Source organism: Limnohabitans sp. 2KL-3, assembly GCF_001269405.1.
Lineage (GTDB): Bacteria > Pseudomonadota > Gammaproteobacteria > Burkholderiales > Burkholderiaceae_C > Limnohabitans_A.
In genome coordinates this window covers 39,088-51,915 of the sequence record NZ_CXON01000004.1, presented here as the reverse complement: position 1 = coordinate 51,915, position 12,828 = coordinate 39,088, and the positions used below count along the sequence as shown (strand labels likewise).

The 12,828-nt window shown below is 60.9% G+C and carries 11 protein-coding genes; 8 read left to right on the top strand and 3 right to left on the bottom strand.

Annotated features, from left to right (window positions below; all coding sequences use genetic code 11):
• Window positions 1-75: 75 nt before the first annotated feature.
• From AMM41_RS07325 to AMM41_RS07300, 6 genes are all read left to right on the top strand, one after another.
• Window positions 76-1,464: an aminopeptidase P N-terminal domain-containing protein gene (locus AMM41_RS07325; RefSeq protein WP_089955476.1), complete on the top strand. Its 1,389-nt coding sequence runs from the start codon at window positions 76-78 to the stop codon at window positions 1,462-1,464.
• Window positions 1,465-1,471: 7 nt separating this feature from the next.
• Window positions 1,472-2,065, top strand: coding sequence for an MOSC domain-containing protein (locus AMM41_RS07320; RefSeq protein WP_089955473.1), 594 nt, complete (start codon window positions 1,472-1,474; stop codon window positions 2,063-2,065).
• 198 nt (window positions 2,066-2,263) lie between these two features.
• Complete coding sequence (locus AMM41_RS07315; RefSeq protein WP_089955469.1) at window positions 2,264-4,567, top strand: NADP-dependent malic enzyme; 2,304 nt, start codon at window positions 2,264-2,266, stop codon at window positions 4,565-4,567.
• A gap of 154 nt (window positions 4,568-4,721) precedes the next feature.
• Window positions 4,722-5,135, top strand: coding sequence for a guanyl-specific ribonuclease (locus AMM41_RS07310; protein ID WP_089956292.1), 414 nt, complete (start codon window positions 4,722-4,724; stop codon window positions 5,133-5,135).
• Between the two features lie 30 nt (window positions 5,136-5,165).
• A complete protein-coding gene (locus tag AMM41_RS07305) occupies window positions 5,166-5,591 on the top strand; it encodes a barstar family protein (protein ID WP_089955465.1) in 426 nt (141 codons plus the stop codon).
• A complete protein-coding gene (locus tag AMM41_RS07300; RefSeq protein ID WP_089955461.1) occupies window positions 5,570-5,773 on the top strand; it encodes a hypothetical protein in 204 nt (67 codons plus the stop codon). The genes AMM41_RS07305 and AMM41_RS07300 overlap by 22 nt, the downstream gene beginning before the upstream one ends.
• 163 nt (window positions 5,774-5,936) lie before the next feature.
• Here AMM41_RS07300 and rsmA read toward each other — a convergent pair whose 3' ends face one another.
• The 3 genes from rsmA to AMM41_RS07285 are packed head-to-tail and all read right to left on the bottom strand — an operon-like array spanning window position 5,937 to window position 10,466.
• Entirely contained in the window at window positions 5,937-6,716 is a 780-nt protein-coding gene (rsmA, locus tag AMM41_RS07295) for a 16S rRNA (adenine(1518)-N(6)/adenine(1519)-N(6))-dimethyltransferase RsmA (RefSeq protein WP_089955457.1), read from the bottom strand.
• A complete protein-coding gene (locus AMM41_RS07290) occupies window positions 6,713-8,044 on the bottom strand; it encodes a peptidylprolyl isomerase (RefSeq protein WP_228769147.1) in 1,332 nt (443 codons plus the stop codon). Before AMM41_RS07290 ends, rsmA begins: the two co-directional genes overlap by 4 nt.
• A 4-nt stretch (window positions 8,045-8,048) precedes the next feature.
• Window positions 8,049-10,466 carry an LPS-assembly protein LptD gene (locus AMM41_RS07285; protein WP_228769146.1) on the bottom strand — a complete coding sequence of 806 codons (2,418 nt, stop codon included), beginning with the start codon at window positions 10,464-10,466 and terminating at the stop codon, window positions 8,049-8,051.
• Between the two features lie 77 nt (window positions 10,467-10,543).
• Between AMM41_RS07285 and AMM41_RS07280 the strand changes: the two genes are divergently transcribed.
• Both AMM41_RS07280 and AMM41_RS07275 read left to right on the top strand, forming a co-directional pair.
• Complete coding sequence (locus AMM41_RS07280; RefSeq protein WP_089955447.1) at window positions 10,544-11,665, top strand: aminoglycoside phosphotransferase family protein; 1,122 nt, start codon at window positions 10,544-10,546, stop codon at window positions 11,663-11,665.
• Between the two features lie 2 nt (window positions 11,666-11,667).
• Window positions 11,668-12,369, top strand: coding sequence for a 16S rRNA (uracil(1498)-N(3))-methyltransferase (locus AMM41_RS07275; protein ID WP_089955443.1), 702 nt, complete (start codon window positions 11,668-11,670; stop codon window positions 12,367-12,369).
• The last annotated feature ends 459 nt before the right edge of the window (window positions 12,370-12,828 follow it).

Sequence of the window (12,828 nt, the reverse complement as noted above, 5' to 3'; positions counted from 1 at the left end):
CGCGAGCCCCTGTTTGTGCATGGGTCTACCGCTGCGCGGACATGGGTCACAGGGGTGGCCTTCTACAATGTTCAAATGACTTCAAACCCCCTCTACGCCCAACGCCGTGCCCGCCTCGCTGCCCAATTGGGCGCAGGCGGTATTGCCATCATCCCCACCGCGCCCGAGCGCCAGCGCAACCGCGACAGCGATTACCTGTACCGGCATGACAGTTACTTTTATTACCTGACCGGCTTCACCGAGCCGCACGCCAGTTTGGTGATCACGGCCGAGGGCGAGTGCACGCTGTTTTGCCAGCCCAAAGACTTGGAGCGCGAAATTTGGGACGGCATCCGTTTGGGGCCAGACGCAGCACCCGCCGCTTTGGGCGTGAACCGGGCCTTGCCCATCGGCGAGATGGCCGCGCACATGCCCAAGTTGCTGGAAAACCGCAGCACCGTGTGGTATCCCTTTGCCATCCACACGGGGCTGGAAAGCCTGGTGAACGGTTGGCTGCAGTCGGTGCGTGCGCGGGTGCGTTATGGCGCTTTGTGCCCCGAGCAGCAGCGCGATTTGTGCAGCCTGCTGGACGAGATGCGCTTGGTCAAAGACGCGCACGAACAAGACATCATGCGCCGCGCCAGCGCTATCAGCGCCCGTGCCCACATCCGCGCCATGCAACGCAGCGCGGCCATGCTGCGTGCGGGCCAAGAGGTGCGCGAATACCACCTCGACGCCGAGTTGCTGCACGAGTTCCGCCAGCACGGCTCGCAGTACCCGGCCTATGGCTCCATCGTGGCCGGCGGGGCCAATGCCTGCGTGTTGCATTACCGCGCCGACACGGCCTTGATCCAAAACGGCGACTTGGTGCTGATCGATGCCGGTTGCGAGTTGGACGGTTATGCCAGCGACATCACACGCACCTTCCCCGCCAACGGCACATTCACCGGGCCGCAACGCGTTTTGTACGACCTGGTGCTGGCCTCGCAAGACGCGGCCGTGGCCGCCACCAAGGCCGGTGCCCGTTTTGTGGACCCGCACGAGGCCACCGTGGCCGTGCTGGCGCAGGGCCTGCTCGACGTGGGCTTGCTCGACAAAAACAAGGTGGGCAACGCGCAAGACGTGATCACCAACCGCAGCTATTTCCAGTTCTACATGCACCGCACCGGCCACTGGTTGGGCATGGACGTGCACGACTGCGGCAGCTATGTCGAGCCCTCGCAGGTGGGCCAGGTCAGCGAGCGCAAAGACCCGCTGAGCGGCGAGTTGATCAAAGACCGCCCCAGCCGCATCCTGCAGCCGGGCATGGTGCTGACCATCGAGCCAGGCTTGTATGTGCGCCCTGCCCCCGGCGTGCCCGAGCAGTTCCACAACATCGGCATCCGCATCGAAGACGATGCCATCGTGACCGCCACCGGTTGCGAGCTGATCACGCGCGGCGTGCCGGTGAAGGCCGACGAGATCGAAGACTTGATGCGGGGCTGAAAGGCCCATGCCGCCGCACGCCTCAGGGCAATTGCTCTCTATCCAGACCGGCCAGGTGCGCCCCCTCATGGTGGGCGGGCGCAAACTGGTGTCGGCCATTGGCAAAACCACGGTTTCTGGACCCGTCGAGCTGGGACTGCTGGGCTTGGCCGGTGACGAGCAAGCCGACTTGTCGGTGCATGGGGGCCTGAGCAAGGCGGTGTACGCCCTGCCATCTGAACATCTGCCCTGGTGGCAGGCGCAGCGACAGGCCCAGGGCGCAACGATGTTTGAAGAAGCGTTGGCACCAGGCTATTTGGGCGAAAACCTGAGCTTGCAAGGCCTGCTCGAACATGAACTTTTCATTGGCGACCGCCTCGACTTTGGCGACGTGGTCTTGCGTGTCACTCAACCGCGCGAGCCCTGCGGCAAATTCAACGCCGTCATGGGCTACGCGCAAGCCGCCAAAGACATGGTGCAAAGCGGGCGCTGTGGCTTTTATTTGGCGGTCGACAAACCCGGCTTTTTGCAAGCTGGGGCCACATGCCAAGTGCTGGCAGGCTCTCGTTCGACCCGCGTGACCGAGGCCTTGCAGCACAAAGCCTGGAAGCATTTGCGCTGAACCCCGCCATTTGTGCGCAAAAGTCAAAAGCCAACTCACTTTCTATGGGCATTACCCGGACTCAACACCTTGAATCCCGGGTCTACAATGAAAATACCGCCCGACTGTCGCCATGCGCGTTGACAAATTCTTTGCCATGCGCCTTGGCTGCTGAACCCCGGCAGCCCTGACAGCACTTCCCTACAACGGAGCCAAAAAATGACCAACAAGGTCCAAGCCGAAGAAAAACGCGCCCAGCTGCGCAAAGCCGCACTCGAATACCACGAGTTCCCCACCCCCGGCAAAATCGCTATCGCCCCCACCAAGCAGCTGGTCAACCAGCACGATCTGGCCCTGGCCTATTCGCCCGGCGTGGCTGCCCCTTGCGAAGAAATCGTCAAAGACCCGGCCAACGCCTTCAAGTACACCAGCCGGGGCAACCTGGTGGGTGTGGTGACCAACGGCACCGCCGTGCTGGGCCTGGGCGACATCGGCCCGCTGGCCAGCAAGCCGGTCATGGAAGGCAAGGGCGTCTTGTTCAAGAAGTTCTCGGGCATCGACGTGTTCGACATCGAGATCAACGAAAAAGACCCGGACAAGCTGGTCGAGATCATTGCCTCGCTCGAACCCACTTTTGGCGGCATCAACCTCGAAGACATCAAGGCGCCCGATTGCTTCTACATCGAGCGCAAGTTGCGCGAGCGCATGAAGATTCCGGTCTTTCACGACGACCAACATGGCACCGCCATCGTGGTGGGCGCGGCCATCTTGAACGGCCTGAAGATCGTGGGCAAAGACCCCAAGCAGATCAAGCTGGTCACCTCGGGTGCTGGCGCAGCGGCCTTGGCTTGCCTGGGTTTGCTGGTCAAGCTGGGCATCCCGCGTGAAAACATCTGGGTCACCGACCTGGCCGGCGTGGTGTACGAAGGTCGCACCGAGCTGATGGACGAAGACAAGATCCAGTTCGTGCAAAAAACCGAGCACCGCACCCTGCGTGAAGTGATTGCCGGGGCCGATGTGTTCCTGGGCCTGTCGGCAGGCGGTGTGCTCAAGCAGGACATGGTCCAGTCCATGGCCGCCAAGCCATTGATTTTTGCGCTGGCCAACCCCAACCCCGAGATCAACCCCGAAGACGTCAAAGCTGTGCGCGACGACGCCATCATGGCCACAGGCCGCACCGATTACCCCAACCAGGTCAACAACGTCCTGTGCTTCCCCTACATCTTCCGGGGTGCTTTGGATTGCGGCGCGACCACCATCACGCTGGAGATGGAAATCGCCGCGGTGCACGCGATCGCCGAGCTGGCCCAGGCCGAGCAAAGCGAAGTGGTGGCTGCAGCCTATGTGGGCGAGCCGCTGGCCTTTGGCCCCGAGTACCTGATTCCCAAGCCCTTTGACCCGCGCCTGATGATGAAAATCGCCCCAGCCGTGGCCCAGGCTGCAGCGGAGAGCGGCGTGGCTTCGCGCCCGATCGCCGACATGGACGCCTACCGCGAACGCCTGCAAGGCTTTGTCTATGCATCAGGCACCATGATGAAGCCGATTTTCACGGCCGCCAAACGCGCCCTGAAAAAGCGCATCGCCTACAGCGAAGGCGAAGAAGAACGCGTGCTGCGTGCATCCCAAATCGTGGTGGACGAGGGCATTGCACGTCCCACTTTGATCGGTCGCCCGGCCGTGATCGCCGAGCGCATCGAAAAATTTGGCCTGCGCTTGAAAGAAGAGCTGGACTACGACGTGGTCAACGTCGAGATGGACCACCGCTACCGTGATTTTTGGCAGACCTACCACCGCATGACCGAGCGCAAGGGCATCACCGAGCAAATTGCCAAGATCGAGATGCGACGCCGCTTGTCCCTGATTGGCGCCATGTTGCTGCACAAAGGCGATGTGGACGGCATGATCTGCGGCACCTGGGGCACCAACCCCATGCACCTGAACTACATCGACCAAGTGGTAGGCAAGCGGGCGGGCGTCAACACCTTTGCCTGCATGAACGGCTTGATGCTGCCGGGCCGCCAAGTCTTCATGGTCGACACCCATGTGAACTACGACCCCACGGCCGCGCAATTGGCTGAGTTCACCATCATGGCCGCCGAAGAAATGCGCCGTTTCGGCATCCAGCCCAAGGCGGCCCTGTTGTCGCACTCGAACTTTGGCTCGTCCAACCAGCCCAGCGCCGTCAAGATGCGTGAGGTGCTGGACCTGCTGCGTCAAAACGCGCCCTGGCTGGAAGTGGATGGCGAAATGCACGGTGACGTGGCCCTCGACGCTGCCTCGCGCAAGGTCATCATGCCCAACAGCACCTTGGTGGGTGATGCCAATTTGCTGGTTTTGCCCAATATTGACGCCGCCAACATTGCCTACAACCTGCTCAAAACCGCTGCGGGCGGCAACATTGCCGTCGGCCCGGTTTTGCTGGGTGCCGCCAAGCCCGTGCACATTTTGACGCCCAGCACCACGGTGCGTCGCATTGTGAACATGACGGCGCTCACGGTGGCAGACGCCAACGCGGCCCGTTGAGCGGCATGAAGACGGTGTAAGTTCACATTTGATAAAAGTATGCAAACTGTCTTTGCCTAATTATTGGGCAATCGCTTGCATTTTTGTCGCATTTGTCGCACACTAGCGCCTTCGAGTTTTCGGGTAAACCCGGATGCTCCTGAAAGGTAAATTCATGAGGGTGGCACAACAAGCCGTGACCCGTCATCCTTGGCTTGCCATGGTGATGGGTTTGTTTTTGATGGTTTGCACACATGCTGTGCAGGCCCGCACATCCCAAGAGGTGCAAGCTTTGTCAACCATGTTGACAACAGAATTGCCCCGCGAAGGCCAAGAAACGTACCTGAAGATCCGTCAAGGAGGTCCTTTTCCTTACGAAAAGGACGGTACGATTTTTGGCAACCGCGAGCGCATTCTGCCGCGTGAGGCGAGGGGCTATTACCGTGAATACACCGTCAGGACGCCGGGTGCGAGGAACCGGGGAGCTCGCCGCATTGTTTGCGGTGGTTTGGTGCCCGCTGAACCGAAAGCCTGTTACTACACGCAAGACCATTACGCGAGTTTTCGCATGATTGTCGACAAGCCCTGATTTTTTTAGACTTTAAGAAAGACCACGGAGATGGACATGCCGATTCGCCCGGACCAAGAGACACCCTTGAAAGGTGTGCGGTCCAACATCGTGCAGTCGATTCGCGCTTACCGCGTGAGCGATTTGCAAGAAGCCGCCCAAGGCCTGGGCCACCACTTTTTGTACGCCAACCTGGCCGAAGCCCAGAGCAAACAAGACGTGTTGGACCTGATTGGTGCGCAATTCACCCTGCCTTCGCACTTTGGCAAGAACTTTGATGCCTTGTACGACTGCATGACCGACCCTTTGCACAAGTCTGGCCCACAGCCTGGCTTCATCGTGGTGCTGGAGCAAATTCCTGCGCACGTCAAGTTTGACAAGGAAGCACGCGAGCAATTGCTCGACATCTTCCGTGACACGGCCGATTACTGGGGAGACCGGAAAGTTCCTTTCCGATGCTTCTATTCTTTTCTGTAGCCCGTTCTGCGCAAAACAGCCAAGCAGGACGGGCGAATGAGGCACAAACCGAAGACGCCGTGATGGCCGAATCGGTCGAAGACGGCGAAAAAATGCCCACCGACAAATTGGTGGACGTGTCGCCCTTGGCGCTGCGCATGAGCAGCCCATTCAACGCAGGTTACTGGCTCGCAGCCGCCTGACCCCACCATGAGCCGCTTTCAGCGGCCCTCCAGAAAAAGCCCGTCATCGACGGGCTTTTTCTTTGGCCAAGGGCAAACACCCATCGCCAGCAGGCTGGCTCCCACAAAGACAAGCATCAGCTGCTGACCCCCTGTAGGAACCCACCCCGAGGCTGACGTTCGTTCAGACGGCTTGGGCCAAGGCCACAAACTCGGCCACGGGCACCTCTTCGGCGCGGCGCTGCAAATCAAACTGCCCAGCAAAGCCTTTTTCATCCAACCATTTGCCCAAGGTGTTACGCAAAATCTTGCGGCGTTGACTGAAGGCCACTTGCACCAAGGTCTCCAAGGTTTTGACGTTCACCACTGGCGGAGTGGCCAGTGGCACCATGCGCACCACCGCGCTGTCCACCCTGGGCGGTGGATCAAAACTTTCGGGGGGCACAAACAGCACATTGGCCATCTCGTATCGCCACTGCAGCATGACCGACAGGCGGCTGTAGTCCGAGCTTGCGGGTTTGGCCACCATGCGGTCGATGACTTCTTTTTGCAGCATGAAATGCTGGTCTTCGATCACATCGACTTGCGCCAGCAAATGAAACAAGATGGGGGTGGAGATGTTGTACGGCAGATTGCCCACCACACGGATTTTTGGGCTTGCAGCGGCTTCAGACGAGGCCAGCATGTGCGTGGCCAATGCGCCAAAGTCCACTTTGAGCACATCGGACTCCACCACCGACAGGTGGGGGTGTTCACGCAAGCGCACGGCCAAATCACGGTCCAGCTCGATCACCGTCAAGTGTCCCAGGCGTTCCACCAGGGGTTGGGTCAAAGCGGCCAAGCCAGGCCCGATTTCGACCATGGCTTGCCCTGGCTGTGGGCTGATCGCGTCGACGATGGCATCGATGATGCCGCCATCGGTCAGAAAGTGCTGACCAAATCGTTTGCGGGCAATGTGCTTCATTGGGGCGGCTCGCGCATCTCGACATAGGCGCGGCCACGCAGGTCTTCGGCCCAGACGGTGTAGGCCTCGTCGAGCTTTTTCTCACGCAAGACTTTGCGAACCATGTCGCGTTGCTCGGCATCGGACAGCGGGGCATTGCGGCGATCGGTCACCTCGATCAGGTGCACGCCAAAACGAGACACCAAGGGCTCTGCCAGCTGGCCCGGGCGCAATCGGTTCATGACTTGTTCGAACTCGGGCACAAACATGCCCGGATTGGCCCAGCCCAAATCACCACCTTGTTGAGCGCTGCCGTCTTGCGACAGGCGTTTGGCCACCGCTGCAAAATCAGCTTTGCCCGCGAGAATGTCTTGCCGAACGCTGGCCAACTGCGCCAATGCTTGGTCTTGCGACAACTGAGCCCCCGGGCGCAACAAGATGTGCCGAGCGCGGGTTTGGGTGATGGTCAAATTGGCCGAAGGTTGCCGACGCTCCAGCACTTTCAAAATATGAAAACCAGCCCCTGAGCGCACGGGCTCGGTCACGCCCCCTACGGCCAAAGCTTGGGTTGCATTGACAAACAATTCGGGATAACGACTGGCCGAGCGCAGACCCAGCACGCCGCTGTTGGCGGCCAGGTCAGGGGCTTGTGAATAGGTTTTGGTCAGGGCCGCAAAATTTTCACCGGTGCGTGCCCGTTGTGCAATTTGGCGGGCCTGCCCGGCGAGTTGCTGGATTTGGGCCTCGGTGCTGTTTTCGGGCACCGCAATCAGGATCATGCCCAGGTTCAACTCAGCAGGGGCTTGGGCAGATTGGGCCGCTTGCTCTTTCAGGCGGTCCTGCAAAAACTTCTCGACTTCCAGGTCGCTCACGCGCACACGTCCCTCGACTTCACGCTCGCGAATGCGCGTCAGGGTCAGTTGCTTGCTCAGTTGCTCGCGGTATTGGTTGACCGACATGCCTTCTTGTTGCACGCGTTTGCGCAACTCATCGCGCGTGAGCTGGTTGCTGCTGGCCACATTCTGTTCGGCCATGTCCAGTGCCTCGGCATCGATCACGATGCCCATGTCCCGCGCTTGCTGAAGCTGGACTTTTTCGCCAATCAGTTGCTCCAGCGCCTGGGCCTTGATGTCTTCAGCACGGGGACGCTGGGCTTGGTTTTGTGTTTCACGCGTCAGGCGCTGGGCCAGTGCTTGGACTTCCTGGTTGGTAATGGGTTCTGAATTGACCACAGCCACAATGAAATCGGCCGGGCGAATGGCGACTGCAGAGGTCGGGGCCTGAGCCGTTGCCAACCCCACAGTGCCCATGCAAAGAGTGGTCAGCAAAGCCCATCGAACAGAAGACATGGATTTATTCATAGTTTTGAAAACGACTGGGTGCGACAAAGTTATCGCGCAGATTCTGATATCGGGGAATGTTGTTGCGCAGGGCCGACAAAGGACTGGCACCCACACGAGCCAAGCCAATGAACTCCAATTGGAACAGCAAACGGCTGGTGGCGGTGCTCACGGTGCTTTGCAAACGCTCAAAAGCAATGCGCCCCAGCCAGCAGCCACCGTCGTATTCAAAGCCCAACAAACTGTCCACCAAACGGCGCTCGTTGATGCTGAAGTTCATGCGCCCCACGGTGTACCAGCGGTCAGGGCCCAAGCCTTGACCGGGGGCACGGGTCCAGGCCGATTCTGCCGCGTCGTCGCGTCGCCCCATGAGGTCGCTCAGTGGCCACTGCCAGCCCAGGTCCACTTGTTCACTGACATCGCGGTTAAGGCGGTAAGCCGCGTTGACCACGCGGTAGGGACTGGGGCTGTAGCGGCCTTGCAAAGTGTTGCGGCTGACTTTGTTGGTTTGGTTGTTCAGTTGCACGGTGGCATCGAGCGCCCACCGGTCATCCCAGCGCACACCGGCCCCCAAGAGCATGTCGCTCAAACCGGTCTTGGCAGCGGTTTGTCCGGGCAAGACCACCTGCTGGTCAGAAAAACGGATGCGCTGCGCCATGCCCACGCGCAGCATCTCAGCCCCATTGGCCGCATCAAAAAAGCGACTGGTCACGCCCAGCGTCAAGGCGTCGTTGTCGATCAAACGGTCGTGACCCACGTAGGCGTTTTCGCTGTAAATGGTGGAGAGGTTGAAGTCGGTGGCACCGCTGTCATACACCGGCAGAAAACTCTGATCGCGGTAGGGTGTGCGCACATAAAAAGCCCGAGGCTCCAGGGTCTGCACCACTTGGCGGCCAAACCATTGGGTTTCGCGCTCCAGCACAAGACCCGAATCGAGCGAATAGGTGGGCAACACCCGGTTGGCCGAGCGGTTGCCGTTGTCCATGACCCCATCGAGCTGGTAGCGGGTCGCGTGCAATTGCAACTTGGGTGTGACAAAGCCCCAGGGCCGTATCCAGGGGCGGCTGACTTGGGCTTGCACAAAGCTGCGCTCGCCGTTGCGCGGCAAAGCGGTGCTGTTGGGGATGCGTGAATAGTCGGCCTCAAACCGGGTGGTGTCCCCGACGATGGACCAATCCATGCCATCGGCTTGCCATTGGCCGTAGCGCAAAGTGATTTGAGGGGCCCGGTCATAAGGCGGGGTGATGGGCGCACTGACGTCCTGCAAAGTTTGCCAGCGCTGCACCTGAGCGCTCATGCTCAAATCACCCAAGGCCCAGGCCAAAGTGCCGGTCGAGGGCAGCAAACGTTGGGTCAGGACTTGGCCCGACCGCGAAAAATCGCGCCAGTAATTGTCGTCACTGACCCGGTTCACGCTCAAGCCCAGACCGATCCGCCCAAGACCTTGCAGACCAGTCTCGATACCGCCTTGGTGCTGGGCCGACAAGCCCCAGCGGTTTTGCTGACGCAAGCTGTCTGAGGGCATCAGGTTCAAGCGCAACTGACCGTTGTAATCGGGTTCCAAGTAACGAAACTCGGTGTCCACGGCCACGCCGCGTTTGCTCATCACATGGGTGTTGACCGTGGCATCGCGGTTGGGCGCAATGTCGAAGTAATAGGGCTGCGAGACCTGCACACCATTGGTCGTGTCAATGCCCACCAAAGGCGGCAGCAAACCCGACTTGCGGTCTTCGGTCAGGGCAAAACTGACGGCCGGCAAAGCCATCAATGGCACGTCCTGAAAGCGCAACTGAACCCCCTCGGCCAAGGCACTGGACTCTTCGTTGTCCAGTGTCAGGCGCGTGGCCTTGAGCACCCACTCTGGCAGCCACTCGGGACCGGGTTTGCGCCGACAGGTGGTGTAGCTCACTTGCTGCATCACCGCACGATCGCTGTCCAAAAACACCAAAGATGCCGCATCGCCATAGCCACTGCTTTTGTACAACTCAAAGCGCGGTTGCATCAACTGGCCCCGAAAACTGTCCATTTGAAGGACCAGACTTGGGCCCACAAACAAACTCCCATCCCGGCTCACACGGACATCCCCCGAGGCCTTCACCTCGTCTTGTGTCTGGTCATAGTCCAGGCGATCGGCCCGGATGCTCAGGCCCGGACGGCGGATGGTGGCCTGACCCTGCAATTGCACATCCAGGTCGGGCCGCACCGTCAGCTGCTGCGCTTGTACAAAGGTTGGGGCTTCTTTTTTTTGCCTGTCTGAAACCGCCTCTTCCAGCAAAGGGCTGCTGCGCAAAGTCAGCACGGAGCCATCGACGCGGGCTTGCGCCCAAACTGTGCCCACAGGCATGCCGCACAACACTGCGCCCGCCAGGCCAAGGGCCAAGGGCGAAGCCAACGTGGGCAGCAGCAAAAAACGGGCAGAGATGAACTTCACAGACAGAGGGCAGGGTAGAGGAGGCAGTCAGGTCACACGGCGGGTGCAACAACAGGCTTTGTAGAATCGGATTATCCATGAGCCACCCCCACCTGCCCCCCACTTTGCCCCACACCAGCGCTGACGCTGCGAGCCACGAGGTCCTTTGGGCCGATTCCCTGCGCCAAAGTCACTTCAATGCTTGGCTTGAAAGCTTGTCCCGTCCCCACAGTCTTGTGCCCGAATCGGTCCGTATCGCCTCTGCCGATGCGAGCTTTCGGCGTTATTTGCGGGTGGACACCCAACAAGGCCAGACCCGCATCATCATGGATGCACCACCGGACAAGGAAAACAGCCGTCCCTTTGTGCAGGTGGCCACATTGATGCAAAACGCAGGCCTGAAGGCACCCGAGGTGTTGGACTGGCACGAAGCCCACGGCTTCATGCTGCTGAGCGACTTGGGCGACGCCACCATGATGTCGGCCATCGACCCCGAGCGCCCTCAGGCCAACCACGGCCTGTACATGCAGGCGGTCGATGCACTGGTGCAGTGGCAGCTGGCCTCGCGCCCGGGCGTGCTGCCACCCTATGACGCCGCTTTGCTGAACCGCGAACTGAGCCTGTTCCCCGATTGGTATTTGGCCCAGCACCGGGGCGTGCAGCTGCAAGGTGCGCAGCGCGAGGTGTTCGACAAGGCCTTCGCCCTGATCGTGCAACGCAATCTGGCCGCGCCCAGTGTGTATGTGCACCGCGACTTCATGCCGCGCAATTTGATGATGCCTTGTGGCAGCAGTGCACAACTGGGTGTATTGGATTTTCAGGACGCGGTTTACGGCCCCATCAGCTACGACATCGCCAGCCTGATGCGCGACGCCTTCCTCACCTGGGACGAAGACTTTGTGCTCGACATCACCATCCGCTACTGGGAAAAAGCCCGCAAGGCGGGCTTGATGGACTTTGAAGACTGGCACAGCGACTTTGGCTCGTTCTACCGCGCAGTCGAATGGATGGGCCTGCAGCGCCACCTCAAAGTGGCCGGCATCTTTGCCCGCCTGACCCTGCGCGACGGCAAGCCCAAATACCTGGCCGATGCGCCGCGCTTCCTCCACTACATCCGCAGCACCTGTGACCGTTACCGCGAACTGGGCCCGCTGCTCAAATTGATCGACGAGATCGAAGGCACCACGCCCCAAGTCAGTTTTGCCTACGGGCGCATGTGAGCATGCCGCGCTTTTTCTGCCCCGCCCCTTTGGCCACAGGCTTGTCGCTCAGCCTGCCTGCGGGAGCCGCCCGCCATGTGCAGGTGCTACGCCTGCAGCCGGGCGATGTCATCACCTTGTTCAACGGCGAAGGCGGCGAGTTTGACGCCACCGTCACCCGCATGGGCCGCAGCGATGTGGATGTGGAAGTGGGGGCGCACCGCGCGGTGGAGCGCGAAGCGGCACGCGCCATTCACCTGCTGGCCGGCATCACCGCCAACGAGCGCATGGACTGGCTGGTCGAAAAAGCCACCGAGCTGGGCGTGGCCAGCATCACGCCCCTGGTGGCCGAGCGCAGCGTGCTCAAGCTCAAAGGTGAACGCGCTGAGAAAAAACTGGCGCACTGGCAAGGCGTGGCCGTGGCTGCTGCTGAGCAGTGCGGGCGCAACCGGGTGCCCACGGTGCACGCGGCCGTGACCCTCAAGGAGTGGTTGGCGCGGGCCGAAGCCGGGGAGTGCTGGGTCTTGTCTTTGTCCGAAGGCACCCAAGCCCTGTCGGCCATGACCGGCAGCGGCCCCGTCACCGTGCTCAGCGGTCCCGAAGGGGGCCTGAGCCCGAGCGAAGAAGCCTGCGCCCTGGCGGCAGGATTTGTGCCTGTCACCTTGGGCCCGCGTGTGCTGCGCGCTGAAACCGCGCCCTTGGCGGTGCTGGCCATCTGCGCCTGAAGCCTGCGGGCAATTCTTGGTGGTCTGCGAGGGTTATCGCGACGGGGGCGTCGCTCCTACAGGGGGGATGCTCTGCTTTTTGTGGGAGCCCCGCCCTCGGGGCGATTGTTGGGGGTCTGCGAGGGTTATCGCGACGGGGGCGTCGCTCCTACAGGGGGATGCCCCGCGTTTTGTGGGAGCCCCGCCCTCGGGGCGATTCTTGGGGGTCTGCGAGGGTTTTCGCGACGGGGGCGTCGCTCCTACAGGGGGATGCCCCGCGTTTTGTGGGAGCCCCGCCCTCGGGGCGATTCTTGGTGGTCTGCGAGGGTTATCGCGACGGGGGCGTCGCTCCTACAGGGGGATGCCCCGCGTTTTGTGGGAGCCCCGCCCTCGGGGCGATTCTTGGGGGTCTGCGAGGGTTTTCGCGACGGGGGCGTCGCTCCTACAGGGGGATGCCCCGCGTTTTGTGGGAGCCCCGCC

Excerpts from the sequence above, each read along its gene's own strand:
- AMM41_RS07275 (WP_089955443.1), top strand. The coding sequence starts at position 11,668 with ATGCCGCGCTTTTTCTGCCCCGCCCCTTTGGCCACAGGCTTGTCGCTC.
- AMM41_RS07315 (WP_089955469.1), top strand. The coding sequence starts at position 2,264 with ATGACCAACAAGGTCCAAGCCGAAGAAAAACGCGCCCAGCTGCGCAAA.
- AMM41_RS07305 (WP_089955465.1), top strand. The coding sequence starts at position 5,166 with ATGGACATGCCGATTCGCCCGGACCAAGAGACACCCTTGAAAGGTGTG.
- AMM41_RS07280 (WP_089955447.1), top strand. The coding sequence starts at position 10,544 with ATGAGCCACCCCCACCTGCCCCCCACTTTGCCCCACACCAGCGCTGAC.
- AMM41_RS07310 (WP_089956292.1), top strand. The coding sequence starts at position 4,722 with ATGAGGGTGGCACAACAAGCCGTGACCCGTCATCCTTGGCTTGCCATG.
- AMM41_RS07325 (WP_089955476.1), top strand. The coding sequence starts at position 76 with ATGACTTCAAACCCCCTCTACGCCCAACGCCGTGCCCGCCTCGCTGCC.
- AMM41_RS07300 (WP_089955461.1), top strand. The coding sequence starts at position 5,570 with ATGCTTCTATTCTTTTCTGTAGCCCGTTCTGCGCAAAACAGCCAAGCA.
- AMM41_RS07320 (WP_089955473.1), top strand. The coding sequence starts at position 1,472 with ATGCCGCCGCACGCCTCAGGGCAATTGCTCTCTATCCAGACCGGCCAG.
- rsmA (WP_089955457.1), bottom strand. The coding sequence starts at position 6,716 with ATGAAGCACATTGCCCGCAAACGATTTGGTCAGCACTTTCTGACCGAT.
- AMM41_RS07290 (WP_228769147.1), bottom strand. The coding sequence starts at position 8,044 with ATGTCTTCTGTTCGATGGGCTTTGCTGACCACTCTTTGCATGGGCACT.